The 18,137-nt window shown below is 52.6% G+C and carries 21 protein-coding genes; 11 read left to right on the top strand and 10 right to left on the bottom strand.

Features of this window, described 5'->3' with window-relative positions; translation table 11 throughout:
* Positions 1-42: 42 nt before the first annotated feature.
* The 7 genes from HMPREF0721_RS06650 to HMPREF0721_RS06620 form a co-directional block, all read right to left on the bottom strand.
* Positions 43-369 (bottom strand): hypothetical protein, encoded by a 327-nt coding sequence (locus tag HMPREF0721_RS06650; protein WP_006598884.1) that lies wholly within the window; start codon positions 367-369, stop codon positions 43-45.
* Positions 366-800 (bottom strand): hypothetical protein, encoded by a 435-nt coding sequence (locus HMPREF0721_RS06645; RefSeq protein ID WP_006598883.1) that lies wholly within the window; start codon positions 798-800, stop codon positions 366-368. The genes HMPREF0721_RS06650 and HMPREF0721_RS06645 overlap by 4 nt, the downstream gene beginning before the upstream one ends.
* Before the next feature lie 127 nt (positions 801-927).
* Positions 928-1,785, bottom strand: a complete 858-nt coding sequence (locus HMPREF0721_RS06640; protein WP_242821861.1) for a helix-turn-helix domain-containing protein — start codon at positions 1,783-1,785, stop codon at positions 928-930.
* A gap of 10 nt (positions 1,786-1,795) precedes the next feature.
* The gene (locus HMPREF0721_RS06635) at positions 1,796-1,987 is read right to left on the bottom strand and encodes a hypothetical protein (protein WP_006598881.1); all 192 of its coding nucleotides are present in this window, start codon (positions 1,985-1,987) and stop codon (positions 1,796-1,798) included.
* A gap of 145 nt (positions 1,988-2,132) precedes the next feature.
* Positions 2,133-3,017, bottom strand: coding sequence for a hypothetical protein (locus tag HMPREF0721_RS06630; protein ID WP_006598880.1), 885 nt, complete (start codon positions 3,015-3,017; stop codon positions 2,133-2,135).
* Entirely contained in the window at positions 3,010-5,463 is a 2,454-nt protein-coding gene (locus tag HMPREF0721_RS06625; protein ID WP_242821860.1) for a type II restriction endonuclease subunit M, read from the bottom strand. The genes HMPREF0721_RS06630 and HMPREF0721_RS06625 overlap by 8 nt, the downstream gene beginning before the upstream one ends.
* A gap of 16 nt (positions 5,464-5,479) precedes the next feature.
* On the bottom strand, positions 5,480-6,292 hold the full coding sequence (locus HMPREF0721_RS06620) for a CPBP family intramembrane glutamic endopeptidase (RefSeq protein ID WP_006598878.1): 813 nt from the start codon (positions 6,290-6,292) through the stop codon (positions 5,480-5,482).
* Positions 6,293-6,607: 315 nt separating this feature from the next.
* Between HMPREF0721_RS06620 and HMPREF0721_RS11815 the strand changes: the two genes are divergently transcribed.
* The 3 genes from HMPREF0721_RS11815 (at position 6,608) to HMPREF0721_RS06610 (ending at position 8,316) form a co-directional block, all read left to right on the top strand.
* Entirely contained in the window at positions 6,608-6,781 is a 174-nt protein-coding gene (locus HMPREF0721_RS11815; protein WP_006598877.1) for a hypothetical protein, read from the top strand.
* 176 nt (positions 6,782-6,957) lie between these two features.
* Positions 6,958-7,377: a helix-turn-helix domain-containing protein gene (locus tag HMPREF0721_RS06615; RefSeq protein WP_040639969.1), complete on the top strand. Its 420-nt coding sequence runs from the start codon at positions 6,958-6,960 to the stop codon at positions 7,375-7,377.
* A gap of 165 nt (positions 7,378-7,542) precedes the next feature.
* A complete protein-coding gene (locus tag HMPREF0721_RS06610; RefSeq protein ID WP_006598875.1) occupies positions 7,543-8,316 on the top strand; it encodes an SDR family oxidoreductase in 774 nt (257 codons plus the stop codon).
* A gap of 46 nt (positions 8,317-8,362) precedes the next feature.
* On the opposite strand, the gene HMPREF0721_RS06605 is transcribed toward HMPREF0721_RS06610, so the two are convergent.
* Entirely contained in the window at positions 8,363-8,950 is a 588-nt protein-coding gene (locus tag HMPREF0721_RS06605; RefSeq protein ID WP_006598874.1) for a cytidylate kinase-like family protein, read from the bottom strand.
* Between the two features lie 362 nt (positions 8,951-9,312).
* Here HMPREF0721_RS06605 and eno point away from each other — a divergent pair, with 362 nt between their 5' ends.
* Both eno and HMPREF0721_RS06595 read left to right on the top strand, forming a co-directional pair.
* Positions 9,313-10,611 (top strand): phosphopyruvate hydratase, encoded by a 1,299-nt coding sequence (gene eno, locus HMPREF0721_RS06600; protein ID WP_006598873.1) that lies wholly within the window; start codon positions 9,313-9,315, stop codon positions 10,609-10,611.
* 11 nt (positions 10,612-10,622) lie between these two features.
* Positions 10,623-11,576 carry an L-lactate dehydrogenase gene (locus HMPREF0721_RS06595; protein ID WP_006598872.1) on the top strand — a complete coding sequence of 318 codons (954 nt, stop codon included), beginning with the start codon at positions 10,623-10,625 and terminating at the stop codon, positions 11,574-11,576.
* A gap of 107 nt (positions 11,577-11,683) precedes the next feature.
* Here HMPREF0721_RS06595 and HMPREF0721_RS06590 read toward each other — a convergent pair whose 3' ends face one another.
* Complete coding sequence (locus HMPREF0721_RS06590) at positions 11,684-12,277, bottom strand: ECF transporter S component (RefSeq protein ID WP_006598871.1); 594 nt, start codon at positions 12,275-12,277, stop codon at positions 11,684-11,686.
* Between the two features lie 237 nt (positions 12,278-12,514).
* Here HMPREF0721_RS06590 and HMPREF0721_RS06585 point away from each other — a divergent pair, with 237 nt between their 5' ends.
* Positions 12,515-13,657, top strand: a complete 1,143-nt coding sequence (locus HMPREF0721_RS06585) for an Mbeg1-like protein (RefSeq protein WP_006598870.1) — start codon at positions 12,515-12,517, stop codon at positions 13,655-13,657.
* Between the two features lie 172 nt (positions 13,658-13,829).
* On the opposite strand, the gene HMPREF0721_RS12425 is transcribed toward HMPREF0721_RS06585, so the two are convergent.
* Positions 13,830-14,393, bottom strand: a complete 564-nt coding sequence (locus HMPREF0721_RS12425) for an HNH endonuclease (protein WP_050786977.1) — start codon at positions 14,391-14,393, stop codon at positions 13,830-13,832.
* 163 nt (positions 14,394-14,556) lie between these two features.
* On the opposite strand from HMPREF0721_RS12425, the gene gpmA reads away from it, so the two are divergent.
* From gpmA to HMPREF0721_RS06555, 5 genes are all read left to right on the top strand, one after another.
* Positions 14,557-15,306, top strand: coding sequence for a 2,3-diphosphoglycerate-dependent phosphoglycerate mutase (gpmA, locus tag HMPREF0721_RS06575; protein ID WP_006598868.1), 750 nt, complete (start codon positions 14,557-14,559; stop codon positions 15,304-15,306).
* A 250-nt stretch (positions 15,307-15,556) separates the two neighbouring features.
* Entirely contained in the window at positions 15,557-16,414 is an 858-nt protein-coding gene (gene thiM, locus HMPREF0721_RS06570; RefSeq protein ID WP_040639967.1) for a hydroxyethylthiazole kinase, read from the top strand.
* Between the two features lies 1 nt (position 16,415).
* Positions 16,416-16,748, top strand: a complete 333-nt coding sequence (locus HMPREF0721_RS06565) for a thiamine-binding protein (RefSeq protein ID WP_006598866.1) — start codon at positions 16,416-16,418, stop codon at positions 16,746-16,748.
* Positions 16,745-17,437, top strand: a complete 693-nt coding sequence (locus HMPREF0721_RS06560) for a thiamine phosphate synthase (RefSeq protein ID WP_006598865.1) — start codon at positions 16,745-16,747, stop codon at positions 17,435-17,437. The genes HMPREF0721_RS06565 and HMPREF0721_RS06560 overlap by 4 nt, the downstream gene beginning before the upstream one ends.
* A gap of 14 nt (positions 17,438-17,451) precedes the next feature.
* Positions 17,452-18,084, top strand: coding sequence for an HAD family hydrolase (locus HMPREF0721_RS06555; protein WP_169310223.1), 633 nt, complete (start codon positions 17,452-17,454; stop codon positions 18,082-18,084).
* Positions 18,085-18,137: the final 53 nt, after the last annotated feature.

The following is an 18,137-nucleotide window of genomic DNA, read 5'->3' as shown; positions in this document are numbered from 1 at the left end:
CACCACTGGACTTCACCGGCGATGGGGTGCTCTTTTCGTTACTTATTTCTTTGGCTTGTATTTAGCACTGTATTTTCGTACGTCGTCATCGTCTGTAAGCCATCCGTACCTCTGAAGGAACTCCAGTTTACGGTCATCTGTATCATAATGTTCTTCCGTCCGCTTGCCCGGAATCCGTTCATTCTCTTTCCCGTTAAAGAAACGAGTGGACTCTCCCTGCCGATATGATACTGGCTCTCCATCCTTGATGTATTTGCCGCAATATACGTCCTTATATCCGCGATAGACTCTTTCGTCGCCTACCATACCATCCAAGACACCACTTGCGAGTTTCGCCAGTAAGCCTTTCTCTTCGTTAGACCGACTCATGCAGCCACACCTCCTTTCGTATAATCGTCGACCAGGGTCTGCCCCGGCTGTAATATAATCCCAAGTCTCTCTGCCTCCGCCATTTTTTCTGCTGATGCCTTCCAGCCCGGATGCAGGTTCCGGATGTGATCGCTTACATCAAACGGATATTGGGCAGTCCTGTTAACATCTACAATTCTGATTACCGGAGACTTATCGACCTCGGGAATCGGGGCGATCTGAATTACCGGCACCGTATCCGTAAGTTCTTTAACCGGTACAGACGACTTCCTAATAGACGCCTGCATGTCAGCCCACAACTTCATGAGAGCATCTTTGTTTTTGATGCCGAGAATGACCGCGAGTATTACTCCGATACTTATCCCGGCAACGATCAGCTCTTTTTTATGAGCCTTCACCCAAGCCACAAAACCTTTCTTTTCTTCATCCATGATAGAGTACCTCCTTCGGATGTTATTGATTATTGTGACTTTAGTATAATGGGCTCACGAGCGACCGGCGTTCGCGATATGAGAACATCAGCCCCTATGATCAATTTGACCAATAGAGGCTGATTTATTACGCTGATAGACATGTATCACAAAACCTAAATGCAAGATCGTTTCCAAGTGTCATAAACGAAAGCATCATCTGCATCCCTACGGATGAATTCATCTCATTCGACAAATCTGTATCAACCATGCCAACTATATACCGAAGGGCAAGATAATAATCGGCGAGTTCTGACCATTTAATGTCTGTTTTCAAAGCCTTTAACACTTCTGTGATTAAGGCTTCAAAATCAGAAACAAAACTTTTTCTCTTTTCCTTGATTTCCGAGCTTTCCGTGTCTCGTAATTTCATATAATCTTTGAAGGTCAACTTCTTGGATAGCTGTTTATTCTGAAGAGAAATCAGCTGTTTAGTATCGTAGATCTGCGTCCACCAAACAAATATACACCACATAATATTTGCAAAGGCTTCGGGTTCTTCAGACTCATCTGCGGCATTTAAATACGCTTCAAAAATTCTGCCTATCATGCCTCCGGGAAGAATTTCTGCTTTTGCAAATCCGTCCAGCAAACGCTGTGAGAGCTCATATCCTTTTCTAAAATTATCATTTTTCATAGCGGCATCAGAACAGTATAGAGGTACCATCACATTCAACAGATCAACCATACCGGATGTGGAATTCAAATTCAAATCCAAAGATAGATCTCCGAGCCCGGTTAAGTCAGTATGCAGCAGTTCGTCTACCGGCTTATTATAATGTGACGCGATAATCTGCAACGTCTGAAGATCCGGTTTTCTGCTGCCATTTTCATATCCCTTCACTGTTGACTTAGCACAATGTATTACATTACCTAACTCTTCCAATGTCTCCGTATGCATTTCTCTCAAATGCTTTATATTACGACCAAGTTGATTATCGTCCACAGAATCCTCCTCATCTGTATGTTTTCTCTTCGCTCTGAAACTTCGCCAGCGTCTCCAGCATGTGCTTTCCTATGGCCTCTGGATCATAATCATATCCGGCACACACAAGCCGCAGGCCATCCGGCGTCAGCATCTGCCCGTGATCGCGAGCATGGCACAGCCGCTGGTATTCCTCGTACTGTTTATTTGTAAGCTGATGCATCTACATTCCTCCTGAGACAAAAATGCGCCGGTTTACCGAAAACCGACACCCCTCCTAAAACGACACCCTTTTCTCAGGCAACCTTAAATTGTATCAAATTTTGCGTCTTAATTTCGAAAAACGTGGAGATATACTAAATAGACATTCATTTCCATACAATACTATTTAACTCTGAAACCGTCAGTTCTCCACTTTGAAATTTTACCCATGCATCTTCATAATCTATATTTTCAGTCAAAGCTTCTATTTTAAATTCCTTATTAACGATATCGTCTTCTGCTAACACTTGGTTGATTTTCTCAAGTACATATTGAAGCATTCTCATTTTGAATCGCTTCATCTGTATTTCCTTGTACAAAATATAACTATCTGAAAGTCCATCACTTCCAAAGCTCCAACCCACATCCCTCACTTCTTTAAGAAACTTTTTTCTGTTTTTATCAATATGAACGTTAAAATCATATGTTGGTTCATCGTTAAGTAATTTTGGTGAGCTAGTTGTTGTATCATATTTACCCAACCGTTTTACAAGCTTCTTAAAATATTTTCTTTTAAATCCCAATTCTTTTAAGTCAAAGGTAATTAATGTGCCTTCACAGATATTAAATTCAGAAATTTCATTCGAAGTTTTACAGTAAAATACATTTTTCTTTGGTATTCCTTTTACCTCTCGAATATGTAAAGCATTAATTATTTTATTAGTATTTCCTTTTTCGTCAATTTTTTCTATATATTTTGGCTTTATAAAAATATACGCCTTTCCATAAACAGCCATACTATAAAGAACCCTATCGATGGTTTGACCAAGCTCATATGAAAAATCATAACAAGTACCAGTTCTGAATAATTTCACAATCTCATTATCACTAGATGTTATTTTATAGAATCCTCTGCTGTTTACTTTATCTTCGCTTAAAGAATACTCGTATCCGTAGAATAAATCACTATAAAATCTATGGGAATATATATTATTAATAGGAGGTTTATACATCTTCTCAATTTTTCTCTTTATTCTTCTATTCTTATTCATTAAAGTTTTTCTCCCATGAAACCCTAGTATGAAACCTTTTTTTCTCAGAAAGTAGCGGATTCACACAAATAACCCAAAACACTTCAGAAGGATCACTTGAAAACCCCATATCCAAAAAATTAGGACAGAATGCTTTTATTAATTTACTATCAGTTTTTATTTCTTCCCTATACTTTACGTATTTGTTTTCTATTTTTGCAGACTTTCTTATTGCATTTTCAACAAATTGATTCCAGCTTGTTTTTAAGATATCTCTGGCACCTATACCAAACATGAATTTATCCCTTTGTGATACATATTCAATCAGCTGGGCTGCCACATCTGTTGACCTCTCCCCATTTTCTTTGCTACTAAGTATTATTTCTGAGGCTTCTTTTACAATGTTACTCCATTCAGGATCCTTAAAAAATTCACCCCACAATATACCAAGACCACCAATTTGTGCCCATTCAACAATCGGAGATGTGAACATATAATATGCATATTCTACCCTATACAAATCCTTATTCTTAATAAAATCAGATCTGATATATTCTTGGTATAAAAGCATTATCTTTGTCAAATTCTTAAAATTCTTTTCAAACTGTTCTTTATCTGAATTAACAATAGCTACTACGGTGTCTTCCGCAATGTGATTATAACTCTCGCCCAAAAAGTCAGGATATTCTTCTCTCCTGTCCCAATTCTTTATTGCGAAAGCACTTGAGCATTGCATCAGCATAGCTGGAAGTCCTTTTTTACAATCAATAAATTTTTTATCCACTCTAGCCAATCTGCTCCCATCCCATTTATCTTTAGAATCTAAGTGATATTTTTTTAAATTTTTTTCTACCCGATCTGCATATTGGTAAAAATTTGACAGCTTAGACTCATATTCATAGAATCTTGTAAGCATAATACATGCTTCATAATACATTCTTTTCTCAAAGAAAAGACTACTCAATGAATACGAGTGTTCAATGCTTTCCTTAACCAAATCAAATAATGAATTTACATAAACATATTCTTCTTTTGCTACATATTGTTTTATTAACCAATCAGGAGTGATACGGTGACCTTCAGCATAAACCTCAGTTAATATCTTCTTATAAATTTCTATATATTCTCGTCCTCTTATTTCCCTTATTGAATTGTAAGAGTTTCCAGTGTCAATTCCCTCTATTACTGATTTGCTTATTTCATCAATATCAAGATTTTGAAAATACTTGCTTGATTCTAAAATTATATCTAGATATAAAAGAGAAATATGTTCAACAATACCTGCAAAAGCGATGTTTTCATACGCTTTAATACTATTTGCTGAATTTTGAATAATATTTTTTAGCCAATCTATTTCTCCCATATAATAATTTGCTTCTTTTTGTTTAATTGCCGATTTGCAAATTGACTCGAACACAGCAAAATAACTATATAAGGTGCTAAAATCATTCTTTTTTATCAAGTAGTTAACACATGCATGGTTTATCGACATCAATTCATCTTCAAACCAATAATGATCGGGTTCTTCCTTTGGCCTTAGCGCTGTTCCTGTTCTTAGTGCTATTGAGGTTTCTGTGTCATTTGCTTTATGCCACCGTTGATAAACACCTTTTCTTCTAAACCAAAATGAATCCTTCGGAAGGTATACTTTAATTAACCAATAATGTTCAATTAGTTCAAGATTTACACACATAAAATTAAGCATAGAAGAATTATCTACTAAATCAAGCTTACATCCATATTGTTGAATATTTTTCAGTAGCTCAATTTTATCTGAAGCAATCTTCTTAAAATGATTTTGATAATTAGCATCTGCAACATAAATTTCTTGCTTAAGATATTTAGTAACAACTCTTCCCAAAAGAATATGTGCGTCATCTGATACTCTAAACACATCTGATAGTTGATAAATTCTATTCCCTGCTATTCCAAAAGAAATCACAACAAGTATTGACCATATTATTAACACTCCCACTGATACCCAGCCAATGTTATATCCCATTAATAATTTAACAAGTATAATTGTTCCATAAATAATAAAACTACTAATGGCATTTAAGCACTTAGCTGTTAATCTATCATATTGAAAAGCAATTGCGATTTTTTCAGGAGCGTTAGCATATCTGGTAGAATATACACTTGAAATATTAGAACAATATAATCCTAAAATAACACCAGCAACGCCTAATTCTCCTATGATTATATCAGCCAAAATATTGCTATTATTGCTATCGATAACCTTTATTACGCCATATTCCAAAAGCATCCAATCAATGATGCCTAAAATAAATGCTAATATAATTCCCTTAGTAGCACCAGAAATAAACCTACCAAAGAGAAGTTTGGTAAATGACCTATATTCCTTAGATGACTGTCTACGGTTATTAACAATGAAACCAACTTTTTTAATTTTAAAAATCAAATCTAGAATCTTTTTTCGAATTCTCCAGTACATTGTTGTTTTCAATTGATCCCTCTCATTTTCAATTTTTTATAAGCAAACTTAATATAATAAAAATTTTGATTGACCGTAAATAGTCACGCCACTGACAATCATGAACAAAAGCATTAGAATTGCAACAAAAATATGCGGATTGAGGAAGAAAGGCAAAGATAAAATCTGTGCAATTCGCAATCGCATGAGCGCCCACGGCCAAAGAAAAATTGCTTCCACTGCTCACATAAATGAATCCCAGGATTATCCCCATGAGAAAGGTTCCTGATCCCAGTAAAATGCCTCCGGCTTGAATGTGAATAATACCGAAGATTAATGCGCTGATCAGGATGGATACCGGCATGGAAAATTCTTTCTGAAGTCTTCCAATCATCATTCTTCGGCACAATAGTTCTTCACCAAAAGGGGCAATAATAATGACCGAAAGAATCATGAATGAATATCCAAGGAATGGTGAAATTCTGGAGTAATAGTTCAGGCTTTGCTCAATTAATGCCGCATTATTAAAATTTTCATTCGCGGTTAGAATACACCACAACAAAGAAAAAGCTAAGGTTAAAACAATAGAAAATATCATTATCTTTACATTTTTACCGGGCCTTTCAACTTTCCAAATTTTATTTTTTCCAATCCTGCGATATGCCAAGACCACGATAGCAAAGAAACAAACCGCAATGATTTGGACTAAGTAAGCATTATTATTAACCATTCGCTCAAGATCAGCTGTTTGTGTTCCCCGGGATAAGAAAAACATGGCCAATAGATTCCCGCTCAGAAGCTGCATAGCGATGTAAATAGCCGCGAATATAAAACAGAAAAAGACTGCTTTCACTTTGTTCATTTATACAATTTTCTCCTATTTAGACTTTGGCCGAAGCGCTAAACCCCTTATATTTGCTTGACGATTTGCTGGGGCATTATTATGACACGAAACCCGCAGGCGGGATCGAAAAACGTGAGACTGGGCGGCTTCCCGCTGTTCGGCTGAGGTCATGGGGTTCCTTTCTGCATTTCATCGCATTGGTTCGTTTTTCTTTCCATTTTAGCACAGTGCGGCGGCTTCCGGCCGACGAATTTAAATCCGCCGATTCGCCGTTTGTGGGCGATCGGCCCCTGCCCTTCGCGCGGGTTTCGGGCTATACTCGAAAGCACATCGATGAATCATCCCATGCCGGCCGGCGCGAAAGGAACCACCATGACACAAGCCATCATGCCCTGTTTTGACAAAGACTGCGGCAATTACGACGAAGCCTACAGCAACCATTGCCGGGCGCTGAATGCCGGGCGAGAAAGGAATGCGCCGATCCCGAGGCCTGCTTTGCCCGGATGAGCTGGACGGCGGCCGATGGCGGCGGACGACCGGGCCCTGGCCCTGGCGGACGGCGAGACCTATCGGCGTTTGGCGGAGGGCATCGCGCGGCGCAAAAATCCGGCGCGTCCCCGGCGGATCAGCTGGCCCCTGCCGCCGGGCCGGGGCGGCCTGAAGCTGGGCCATGGAGAGCGGCGATGAACTATATTCAGGAGATCAACGCCATCCACCGCGATTTTGAAATCAGCGGTCTCAGCCCCAAGGCGCGGCGTCTGTGGCTCGTGCTGCTCGATCTCAACAACCGACAGCATTGGCCGCGCAGCTTTCAGGCGCCCGCCGCCTTTTTGATGAATCAATGCGGATTTTCGGCCAAAAGCCTGCAGCGGGCCAGAGAGGAACTGACCGCCGCCGGACGGCTGGGCTATCAGCCGGGGGCCAGCGGCCGGCTGGGGCGCTATACCCTGCATTATCTGAGCGTGGCCAAAAAGGGCTCATCTGCCCGGGAAGCGGCGGATACCAAACGGCGGGAGACTCTGATGGACGCCATCACGGCCAGCGACGCCGAGGCGCTCTGGCGGCAGCTGCAAGCCGCGCCGGAAACGCTTAATGAAACTTAAGGAAAAGAGCTGTCGCCGGTTGACAGAAAAAAGCCGGAACTTTATAATGAAAACGACCTAAAAAAGGGGACCGATCTTTTTTTGCTGGGATAACCATTCCGGAACGACACCGATATTGTTGGGCAGCCGAAGGCTGTATTGGGTTTGAATGAAAGGAGATCCACAATGAAAGCGTATTTTGATTTAACGGATCGCGTGGCCGTGGTGACCGGCGCGTCCACCGGGCTCGGCGTGCAGATGGCCAAAGCTCTGGCCAGCCAGGGGGCGAAAATCGTGCCGATGGCCAGGCGCCAGGCCCTGATTGACGAGGTGGCGGAAGAAATCCACGACGCCTACGGGGTGGAGACGCTGGCCGTGCGCTGCGACATCACGGATACGGCCATGGTGGGCGAGGCGGTCCGGACGATTCTCGATCGCTTTGGCCGGATCGATATTCTGGTGAACAACGCCGGCACCGGCGGGGTCGCCCCGGCGGAGGACATCACCGACGAACAGTTTAAAAACGAGCTGGATATCGATCTGTTCGGCACCTTCAAAATGGCGCGGGAAGTGGCCAAAAAGGCCATGCTGCCCCAGGGCTACGGCCGGGTGATCAACATCGCCTCGGTCTACGGGATGGCCGGCAATAAAATCGCGCCGGCCTCGCCCTATCACGCGGCCAAGGGCGGCGTGGTCAATCTGACCCGGGCGCTGGCGTCGGAATGGGGCCGGCGCGGCATCACGGTGAACACCATCGCGCCGGGGTATTTCATTACGCCGCTGACCAAGGAAACCCTGGAGACCGACTTTTTCCAGGATTATGCGCAGACCAGCATCCCCTTGGAACGTTATGGCAGAGAAGGCGAACTCGATACGGCGGTGATCTTTCTGGCGTCTGAGGCGTCCAGCTATGTCAACGGCGTGGTGCTGCCGGTGGACGGCGGCTATACGGCGATGTAAACGGCTAAAATAAAAAGGCTCCTCCGGGAGCCTTTTTTTTCGTACGTCAGATGGCTGCGAAAGCCTGGATTAAAATGCGGATGCTGTTGTCCCGGGAAAAGGCGGCAGCGTCGAAGGACAGATGATAGTGCCGCAGATCGTTCCAGGATCGATCCGTATAGTAGGTGTAGTATTGGCTGCGGCGCAGGTCCATCTGTTTGACGACGCGGGCGGCATCCTCCGGCGATACCGCGTCCCGCCGGGAAACGAGCTTCACCCGATAGTCAAAGGGGGCATAGATAAAAATGTGACGGCTGTCGGCTTTATCCCGCAGCACATAATCGCCGCACCGCCCGACGATGACGGCGTCCTCGGCGGCGGCCACCTGCGCCATAACCGCCGACTCCAAGTGATAGGTGAAAGCGTCGTCGGTTTCAACGGTAAAATAGCCCCGGCCGATGTGGTAGTCGTCCACTTCGTATTCCAAATGGTCGGCGCCGTATTGGCGCACCATTTCAGGCAGTTTGGCCATTTTGGTAATCTGGCGGATGCGCTCCTTGTCGTAAAAGGCGACGCCCAGTGCCTGCGCGGCTTCCCGGGCGATGGCCCGGCCATCGCTGCCGTACTCTCTGCCGATGGTTAAGACTTTGCCCATGATGGTCACCTCCTCGCTTGTTTATTTAACTGTATTATAGCATGTGATGCATCCGAAATGTCTGTCTATTTTTAGACAATCGAGATTTTGACAGATGACGGCTGCCGGTGGGCGCGGGCACCGAATAATGAATGAAAATTGAAGAATTTGGGAACTTTTGGAAAAAAATGATTAAAACAGCTTAAAATCCGAAAGATTTTTTGACAATTCGGGGACTTTTCTTTATACTGAATACAGACAGCAGTATGGAATAACTAACTGGCGGTCCGCCTGTCGGCGATGGCCGGTCAGCCGGCCGTCAAAAGTTTAGGAAATTAAGAGAAATAGGAAAAATAGGAAAATTTAAGAAAAGAGGTACTAACATGAATCAAACGAAAGATGCGTTGTCCATTGTGCAGGTGATCGGCCGCGAAGTGATCGACTCCCGCGGGAACCCCACGACGGAAGCTGAGGTGGTTTTGGCCGGCGGCGCTGTCGGCGTGGCCTGCTCGCCCTCCGGCGCGTCCACCGGCGAATTTGAAGCGCTCGAGCTGCGCGACGGCGACAAAGCGCGCTACGGCGGCAAGGGGGTGTTGAAGGCGGTGGCCAACATCGCGGGGCCGATCGCCGATGCGGTGATCGGGATGGACGCGTCCGATATTTATGCGGTGGATGCGGCGATGTTTGCCGCCGACGGCACCCGGGACAAATCCAAGCTGGGGGCCAATGCGATTCTGGCGGTTTCGCTGGCGGCGTCCAAGGCGGCGGCGGCTCAGCTGGGCGTGCCGCTCTATCGCTTCTGGGGCGGACTCAACGCGACGCGGATGCCCGTGCCGATGATGAACATTCTGAACGGCGGGGCCCACGCTGCCAATTCGGTGGATACCCAGGAATTTATGATCATGCCCGTGGGGGCCCCCAGTTTTAAGGAAGGGCTGCGCCGCTGCGCCGAGGTGTATCACGCGCTGGCCGCGCTGCTCAAATCCGAAGGGAAGGCCACGGCCGTCGGCGACGAGGGCGGCTTTGCCCCGGATCTCGACTCCGATGAGGACACCATCGAGCACATTCTTCAGGCGGTGAAGAACGCGGGCTATGTGCCCGGGGACGATTTTGTGCTGGCCATGGACGCGGCCGCTTCCGAATGGAAGAGCAGGGACGGCAAAAAAGGCGAATACGACCAGCCTAAGAGCGGCCGGCATTTCACCGCGGACGAGCTGATCGCTCACTGGGCCTCCCTGGTGGAAAAATACCCCATCGTCTCCATCGAAGACGGCCTGGATGAAGAAGACTGGGCGGGCTGGCAGAAGATGACCGCCGCCCTGGGCGACAAGGTGCAGCTTGTCGGCGACGATTTGTTTGTGACCAACACCGAACGGCTGAAAAAGGGCATCGACGGCGGCAGCGCCAACGCGATCCTCATCAAACTCAATCAGATCGGCTCTGTCTCCGAGACGCTGGACGCCATCAAGATGGCGCACCAGGCGGGCTATAAGGCCATCGTCTCCCACCGCTCCGGCGAGACGGAGGACACATCCATCGCCGATCTCGCCGTGGCGACGAACGCCGGCCAGATCAAGACCGGGGCGCCGTCCCGCACCGAACGCACCGCCAAATACAACCAGCTGCTGCGCATCGAGGAAAAACTGGGCGAATCGGCCGTGTGGCCGGGCAGGGCCTTTTAGGGCGGCGCGTCATGGCAGCGATTAATATTCAAAAGGTCGGCATTATCGGGACGGGATTTGTGGGCACGTCCATCGCCTTCACGCTGCTGCAGAAGGGCCTCTTTTCGGAGATGGTGCTCATCGACGTGAACCGGGACAAGGCCGAGGGGGAAGCCATGGATTTGAGCCACGGCATTCCCTTTGCCAAGCCGATGGCCATCTGCGCCGGGGATTATGACGACATCGCCGACGCGGGGCTGGTGATCGTGACGGCCGGCGCCGCCCAGAAGCCCGGAGAAACGCGGCTCGATCTCGTCAACAAGAACGTCGGGATTTTTAAAAGCATCATCCCTGAAATCGCGAAGCGCAACCGCGACGCGATCCTGCTGATCGTCTCCAATCCGGTGGATATCCTCACCTATGTGGCGTGGCGGCTCTCCGGCTATCCCCAGGAGCGGGTGATCGGTTCGGGCACGGTGCTCGACTCGGCGCGCCTGCGCTATCTTTTGGGGCAGCGCCTGGCGGTCAATCCCCAGTCGGTGCACGCCTATATCATCGGCGAGCACGGCGATTCGGAGCTGGCCGTGTGGAGCGAGGCCAATGTATCCGGCATCGCGCTGGATCAGTTCTGCGAGTTTCGGGGCTATCGGGCCCACGCGGAAAACGAGCAGAAGATTTATGAGCACGTGGTCAACGCGGCCTACGACATCATTCAAAAGAAGGGCGCCACCTATTTTGGCGTCGGCATGGCGGTGGGGCGCATCGCCGAGGCGCTCTTTCGGGACGAACACGCGGTGATGCCGGTTTCCGTCAACATGCGGGGGATTTACGGCATCAAAGGCGATTTATTTCTCTCGATGCCGGCGATCGTCGGTGCGTCGGGCATCGAAAAGGTGCTCCCCCTCGACCTTTCCGCCGGGGAAAGCGAACGCTTTTTCCGTTCGGTGACGGCCCTGCAGGGGATCATCGACGCCATTGATCTTTAAAAAACATCGGCAGTTCACGCCCGGGACTGCACGCTTCGGACATTTTTGGGAAAAATAAAAACAGCGGAGACGGCGGAAAATGCTCCGCCGTTTTTTGATGGACCGGGTTAAAGGCGGCCGCCCTTTGGCAGAAGGCCCGCCCTGGCAAGCGCCGGGCGCAGGGCCATATAAAGCGCGGTCGCCGCAGCGGCAGAGACGACTGCATTGACGGCGGTGGAGAACAGATTAAGGCTTAACGACAGGGCGGCGGCCGGCTTGCCTAGAATCAGAATCTTGTAATAATAGCGCAAAAGCGGATCGGCCATCACGTTGAACAAAAGCCCGGCGATGGCGGAAAGAAGCGCCCATTTAAAATAGCGTTTCGGCTCGCGGATGGTGTTGATTTTGCCGATTTTGTGGGCGACAAGTCCGGTCACCAGGCCGAGAAGAAACTTTAAAATAAAGGTGACGGGCGCACTGAGGATATAAATCGGGTCGAAAAGGTCGCCGACGGTCATGCCGACGGCGCCGCCCAGCCCGCCCCATACCCCGCCGATCAGCTGGGCGGCGAGCACCGCCACGGCGTTGCCCAGATGGATCGAGGTTTGATCGCCGGCGCCGACCGGAATTTTGATCTGCAGAAAGGTAAAGGCGACGTAGGCCAGAGCGGCCGTCAGACCTGTAAAGGTGATTTTAAGAACTTGTTGATGGTGCTCATTCATATGAAAGCCTCCTTGATGTGTGCGACCGGCAGGTCAGGAAATGATTCACTGCCTATTTTATCGGATTCCGGCGCGAAGAAAAGGGTCAATTGCATTTTAAATAACAAGATCAGAGGCCAAAGGCCTTGGGCGGGGCAGGCATTTTCTGTTATGATAAGCGCGCAGGGGAAAAGGCGGCGGCATCAGCGGGAGAAAGAACGGTAAAAATGAAACAAACGGCGAAAGAAGGTGTGCAGGATGGCCAATCTCAGCGATTATCTGGCCTGGCGGGGGGATTTGCCCTTCGCGGTGGACGGCTTTAACGAGGTGGACAACGTGGTGCTCTCGGAGCTGGCCTATGCCGACTGGATGGGCCTTTTGCCCGAGGGCGGCACGGCGTTGGCGGCGGCCGCGAAACGGTATCTGCGGCGAACCGGCCGGCGGGAGCGGGCGGCAAAAGCGCCGATCGAGCGGCAGGGCGGCGCGCTGCTGCAGCAGGCGGCGCGCACCAGACGCTTTGCTCCTGTGCGGGTGACGGACTTTGTGAATCGGGTGGACGCGGCCGCCCAGATCCAAATGGCGGCGCTGACCTTTGTGCTGCCGGACGGCAGCGCCTATGTGGCCTACCGCGGGACGGACAACACCCTCGTCGGCTGGCAGGAGGATTTTAATCTGAGCTATCTGCCGGAGACCGGCGGTCAGCGGCTGGCCCTGGCCTATCTGGCCGAGGCGGCCCGGGGGCATCCCGGCGCGCTGCGGGTGGGCGGTCATTCCAAGGGCGGCAACTTCGCCGTTTATGCCGCGGCCTTTGCGCGCCCCTCGGTGCAGGCGCGCATCCTCGCCGTGTATGCCAACGACGGTCCGGGCTTTCGCCGGGAGATCACCCGTCAGCCGGGCTACCGAAGACTGCTGCCTCGCGTCAGGAGTTTGGTGCCGGCGGGGACGATCATCGGCGGGCTGCTGGAAAACGGCTGGGACCGTCGGGTGGTGACCAGCGACGGCCGGGGCATCTGGCAGCACGACGCGATGACCTGGCAGGTGCGGGGGCGGCATTTTGTGCCGGCAGAGCGAACCGGGGCAAGCCTGTTTTTCGAGACGACCCTCTCCCGCTGGATCGCCCATCAGGACGACGAAAGCCGCCGGCGCTTTACCGAGGCGCTCTTTGCCGTGCTGGGCAGCGGCGGCGACACGGTGGATGCGCTGGGGGCCAATAAATTCGCGGCGATGCGGGCTATGGCGGGGGCCCTGCGGGAGATGCCCCGGCCCGAACAGGAGCAGTTTTTCGCGGTGCTGGCCGATCTGGTGAAAACCGGCGGGGCCAAGGTCGGCGCCGATGCGAAGGAGGCCGCCGCGGCGGGTGCCCGCCGGGTGAGAAAGCTGCGGGGCGGCAAAGAATCATAAAAAAGGACTGGAGGACAGTCCTTTTTTGATGCGCGGGCATTGGCCGCGATGGTCAGCGTTTTGGTTTCGAGCGCTTTTTCAGGGCGCGTCCATGGGTTTGACGAGCAGGCGGCCGTTATCGATCCCGCCGACGACATAGTCTACCCGCGGCCGTCAAGGCAAAACGGCCGGCTCACGATCCGGACGCCCGATACCAACGGAGAATATAATCGTCTCTGCGCAGTGGTGGATAGGTTTGAACGATTTGGCAAAATAGCTGCGTTAAGCCGTCCCAGTCATCCAGACGGCCGGGCGGGAGGATGGACCATTGTAATTGATCGAGCGTCCAATGACTTTTAATGGCGTTGTGCATCATGGAAACGGCGCCCCAATTATCCGGGTCATCAGGGCCGCCTAAGGCAATAGGATGGATATGGTCGATCGTCGGCGACAATTCCCAGTAGGCGATATGGGTGGCCGTCATTTTCCAATGGGATTGATAGGGAAAAATATCCGGATAAAAATGGGAAATCACTTTGAGCATGCCGGGGTGAACAAGCTGCTTACCGCTGTAACGATCGATGAAACCGTCCTTGCGAAATTGGGCCATTTTTTGCGCGAGGGTGTAGGATCGGTGCCGAGTTTGAATGGGATAGTGCGGATATTTCTCCAAAAGCACTTGACGGGCGGCGGCGAATGGGCCGCCGCGGATCAGGGAAGCGATCTGCGCGATGATGGGCGCTTTTGTTTCGGTCATGGTCGCTTTCCTTTTCGAGCCGTCAAATCGCTTTAATGATGCCGGCGACAATTTACAGGCGAATGGGCTTGACGGGGGCGTGCCGGTTGCCTACAATAAAGCTAAACAAGGTTCACACAGGCGGCCCGGCGCCGCACCACGCAAAAGAAACGAGAGGTAATTCATGACCATGCAATTAGTTCTGCTTCGCCACGGCGAAAGCGAATACAACAAAGAAAATAAATTCTGCGGCTGGCACGACGCTGAGCTGTCCGCCAAAGGGCGGGAAGAAGCCGCCGATGCGGGCAAGGCCCTCAAGGACGCCGGCTTCGACTTCGATCTGTGCTTCACCTCCTATTTGAAGCGCGCCATCCACACCCTCGACCTCACGCTGACGAGCCTCGACCGTTGCTGGCTGCCCGTGATCAAAACCTGGTGCCTGAACGAGCGGCACTACGGCGCGCTGCAGGGGCTCAACAAGAGCGAAACCGCCGCGAAATACGGCGAAGATCAGGTGAAGATCTGGCGGCGTTCCTTTGCGACCACCCCGCCGGCCCTCGATCCCGAAGATCCCCGCAACCCGGCCCTGCAGGAGCAATACCGGGGCGTGGACGCGGCGAATCTGCCCCTGGCCGAAAGCCTGAAGCTGACCATCGACCGCACGGTGCCCTATTATGAAGCGCACATCCTGCCGGAAATGCTCGCCGGCAAGCGCGTGATCATCGCGGCCCACGGCAATTCCCTGCGCGCCCTGGCCATGTATCTCGAGGGCATGAGCGAGCAGGAAATCCTCGAATTTAACATCCCCACCGCGGTGCCGCTGGTTTACACCCTCGACGACCAGGGCGGCTTTATCAGCAAGGAATACATCGGCGACCCCGACGTGATTGCCGCCAAGGTCAGCGCCGTGGCCAATCAGGGCAAGGCCAAATAAACCGGCGTCCTTGACGCGGCGTTAAAGGCGTGCTATCCTGTCCATAACCATTAAAGTGGCGCGGGGGGACGCGGCGGCGTTGAGAAGGTTAAAACCTGACCCTTTGAACCTGTCAGTTGATACTGTCGTAGGAAGCGAACACAGGCGAACAGGCTCTCCCCGATGGGAGAGCTTTTTTTGTGTAAGAGAAAACCACGCGTTGGGCGTGTGGATGGGGTTTTGTTTCCCGGACGCGCCGAAAGGAGAAAGCATGGGAAAGACGGCAGAGACGGTAGCCGAACGGCAAAAGATTGAACAGGCGGTGGCCGCCGCAGGGGAGGCCGCCCGGCGGGTCGGCCCGATGGCCGGATCCATCACCAACACGGTGACGGTCAACTTCGTAGCCAACGCCCAGCTGGCCGTGGGGGGATCGGCGGCCATGGTGTATCTGCCGGACGAGGCGGAGGCCATTGCCCGGGCCGGCGGCGCGACCTATATCAACGTGGGGACGCTCCTGCCGGTGTATGCCCAGACGGTGCCGGCGGTGACAAAGACCCTTAACGCTCTGGGCAGGCCTTGGGTGCTCGACCCGGTGGCCATCGGTATCGGCGCTCTGCGCACCGAGCTTCTGGCCGGAATGAAGCCTTATAAGCCCGCGATTATCCGCGGCAACGCGTCGGAGATCATCGCGCTGGCAGGGCTTTGGGGGCTTGACGGCGGCGCGGCGGATTCCGGCGTGCGCGGGGTGGATGCCACGGATTCGGTACAGGCGGCCAAGGACGCGGCGGTGGCCCTGGCGCGGCACACCGGCGGGGCGGTGGCCGTCTCCGGGAAGACGGACCTGGTGACGGACGGCCGGGTGGCGGCCCGTTCCCACGGCGGCTCGCCGATGATGGCCCGGGTCACCGGATGCGGCTGCTCCCTGGGTGGGGTCGCGGCGGTTTATGCGGCGGTGGCCGAGCCCTTTGCGGCGGCCCTTGCGGCGACGGCGGCCTATAACCTGGCAGGGCGGCAGGCCGCAGAGAAGGCTGCGGGGTCCGGGAGCTTTCAGATGCATTTTATCGACGCGCTTTATCGGCTGACGGGGAACGCCATCGCGGCGAACCCCTTTGATTTGGAGGAGGTTTGACATGAACACATTAATCGCAGTGGCCATCGCACCGGTGGGCGCGGGGGACGAGCTGGTGCCGGAGGTCGCCCGGGTGATCGACGTGATCCGGGCTTCGGGGCTGAAGAACCGGACGAGCTCAATGTTCACCGAGATCGAAGGCGAATGGGATGCGGTGATGCAGGCGGTGAAGGACGCGACCATGGTGCTGGCCGAGGCCGGCATCCGCACCGAGGTGGTGCTCAAGGCGGACGTGCGCCCGGGCTTTTCCGACATGATGACGGCCAAGGTGGCCAAAGTCAACGCGATCATCGGCGGTCCCGATCCGAAATCGGGGAAGGGAGGCCCGGCATGAGCATGCGGGAAGCCTTGGACCTGTCGGCCTATTTGGTGATCGGCCCGGAAAACACAAAGGGGCGCCCGGTGAAAGGGATCATCCGGGACGTGGTGGCCGCGGGCTTTACCATTGTGCAGGTGCGCTCGAAGGTAGCCTCGGCCAAAGAGCTGATCGGTTATTGCCGGGACGCGGCGGAAGCGATTGCCGAGGCGGGCCGGGCGGACCGGGTGGCCTTGGTGGCGGACGACCGCCTGGACGTGGTGCTCGCGGCACGGGAAGCCGGCATCAAGGTGGACGGCATCCACGTGGGCCAGTCGGATATCCCCGCGGCGGTATGCCGGAAATACCTCGGAGACGACGCGGTGATTGGGCTGTCGGCCCGCACCCGGGAGCTCATCGATTATGTGCGCACCGCGGATATTTCGGATATCGATTATTTCGGCGCGGGCCCGCTGCACGAGACAGCCACCAAGCCCGAGGCCGGCCGCAGCGCAAGCGGGCGCGTGATTACCCGGAGCTTGGAGGAAATTGCGGAGCTCGCGCGGGTCAGCCCCGTTCCCGCGGTGATCGGCGGCGGGGTGAAGCTTGCCGATATCCCGGATCTGAAGCGGACGGGCATCGCCGGCTTTTTTGTGGTGAGCACTGTGACCGAGGCGGATGATCCCGGCCGGGCGGCGGCGGCGCTGACGGCGGCGTGGCGCGCGTGACTCCGGGGGTGATTTTGGATCTGGACGGCACGCTGCTCGATTCCACCCGCATCTGGAAGGAGGCCGGCGCGCGCTACCTTGCGAGCTGGGGGATCGCGGCGCCCGAAGGTTTGGGGGAGGCGCTCTTCCCCATGGGGATGCGCGAAGGCGCGGCCTATCTGAAGGCCCGCTTCGATCTGCCGGAAAACCTCCCGGCCATCGTCCGCGGCATCACCCGCACCGTCGAAGGGTTTTATGCCGAAGAGGCGGCGCTCAAGCCCGGCGCGCGGTCTTTTCTTGCGGCGATGGGCCGGGCGGGGGTGCCTATGGCGCTGGCCACCGCAAGCGGCCGCGGCCCCGTCACAGCGGCGCTGACGCGGCTTAACATCGAAGACGCCTTCGCGGCCGTGTTCATCTGCGACGAGGTGGGCGCGGGCAAGGCGAGCCCGGCGATTTATCAGGCAGCGGCGGCCCGTTTGGAACGAAAACCCGAAGCGACTTGGGTGTTTGAGGACGAGCTCACGGCGATTCGCACCGCGGCGGCGGCCGGCTTTCGCACCTGCGCCGTGTTCGACGCCGAAAGCGCGGCGCAGTGGCCGGCTTTGCGCGCCGCGGCCGAGGGCGCGGTGACGCGGCTGGATGCGGCCGTGCCCTTCGTTTTAGACTGATCCGAAAATCAACAAAAAAAAACAGCTCTGCACCGGGTTGATATGCTCCCCCC

Origin of the sequence: Pseudoramibacter alactolyticus ATCC 23263 (assembly GCF_000185505.1) — a bacterium.
Classification (GTDB): Bacteria; Bacillota; Clostridia; order Eubacteriales; family Eubacteriaceae; genus Pseudoramibacter; species Pseudoramibacter alactolyticus.
This window is presented reverse-complemented; position numbering and strand designations above follow the sequence as displayed.

Excerpts from the sequence above, each read along its gene's own strand:
- HMPREF0721_RS06650 (WP_006598884.1), bottom strand. The coding sequence starts at position 369 with ATGAGTCGGTCTAACGAAGAGAAAGGCTTACTGGCGAAACTCGCAAGT.
- HMPREF0721_RS06645 (WP_006598883.1), bottom strand. The coding sequence starts at position 800 with ATGGATGAAGAAAAGAAAGGTTTTGTGGCTTGGGTGAAGGCTCATAAA.
- HMPREF0721_RS06635 (WP_006598881.1), bottom strand. The coding sequence starts at position 1,987 with ATGCATCAGCTTACAAATAAACAGTACGAGGAATACCAGCGGCTGTGC.
- HMPREF0721_RS06630 (WP_006598880.1), bottom strand. The coding sequence starts at position 3,017 with ATGAATAAGAATAGAAGAATAAAGAGAAAAATTGAGAAGATGTATAAA.
- HMPREF0721_RS06620 (WP_006598878.1), bottom strand. The coding sequence starts at position 6,292 with ATGAACAAAGTGAAAGCAGTCTTTTTCTGTTTTATATTCGCGGCTATT.
- HMPREF0721_RS11815 (WP_006598877.1), top strand. The coding sequence starts at position 6,608 with ATGAATCATCCCATGCCGGCCGGCGCGAAAGGAACCACCATGACACAA.
- HMPREF0721_RS06615 (WP_040639969.1), top strand. The coding sequence starts at position 6,958 with ATGAACTATATTCAGGAGATCAACGCCATCCACCGCGATTTTGAAATC.
- HMPREF0721_RS06610 (WP_006598875.1), top strand. The coding sequence starts at position 7,543 with ATGAAAGCGTATTTTGATTTAACGGATCGCGTGGCCGTGGTGACCGGC.
- HMPREF0721_RS06605 (WP_006598874.1), bottom strand. The coding sequence starts at position 8,950 with ATGGGCAAAGTCTTAACCATCGGCAGAGAGTACGGCAGCGATGGCCGG.
- eno (WP_006598873.1), top strand. The coding sequence starts at position 9,313 with ATGAATCAAACGAAAGATGCGTTGTCCATTGTGCAGGTGATCGGCCGC.
- HMPREF0721_RS06595 (WP_006598872.1), top strand. The coding sequence starts at position 10,623 with ATGGCAGCGATTAATATTCAAAAGGTCGGCATTATCGGGACGGGATTT.
- HMPREF0721_RS06590 (WP_006598871.1), bottom strand. The coding sequence starts at position 12,277 with ATGAATGAGCACCATCAACAAGTTCTTAAAATCACCTTTACAGGTCTG.
- HMPREF0721_RS06585 (WP_006598870.1), top strand. The coding sequence starts at position 12,515 with ATGGCCAATCTCAGCGATTATCTGGCCTGGCGGGGGGATTTGCCCTTC.
- HMPREF0721_RS12425 (WP_050786977.1), bottom strand. The coding sequence starts at position 14,393 with ATGACCGAAACAAAAGCGCCCATCATCGCGCAGATCGCTTCCCTGATC.
- gpmA (WP_006598868.1), top strand. The coding sequence starts at position 14,557 with ATGACCATGCAATTAGTTCTGCTTCGCCACGGCGAAAGCGAATACAAC.
- thiM (WP_040639967.1), top strand. The coding sequence starts at position 15,557 with ATGGGAAAGACGGCAGAGACGGTAGCCGAACGGCAAAAGATTGAACAG.
- HMPREF0721_RS06565 (WP_006598866.1), top strand. The coding sequence starts at position 16,416 with ATGAACACATTAATCGCAGTGGCCATCGCACCGGTGGGCGCGGGGGAC.
- HMPREF0721_RS06560 (WP_006598865.1), top strand. The coding sequence starts at position 16,745 with ATGAGCATGCGGGAAGCCTTGGACCTGTCGGCCTATTTGGTGATCGGC.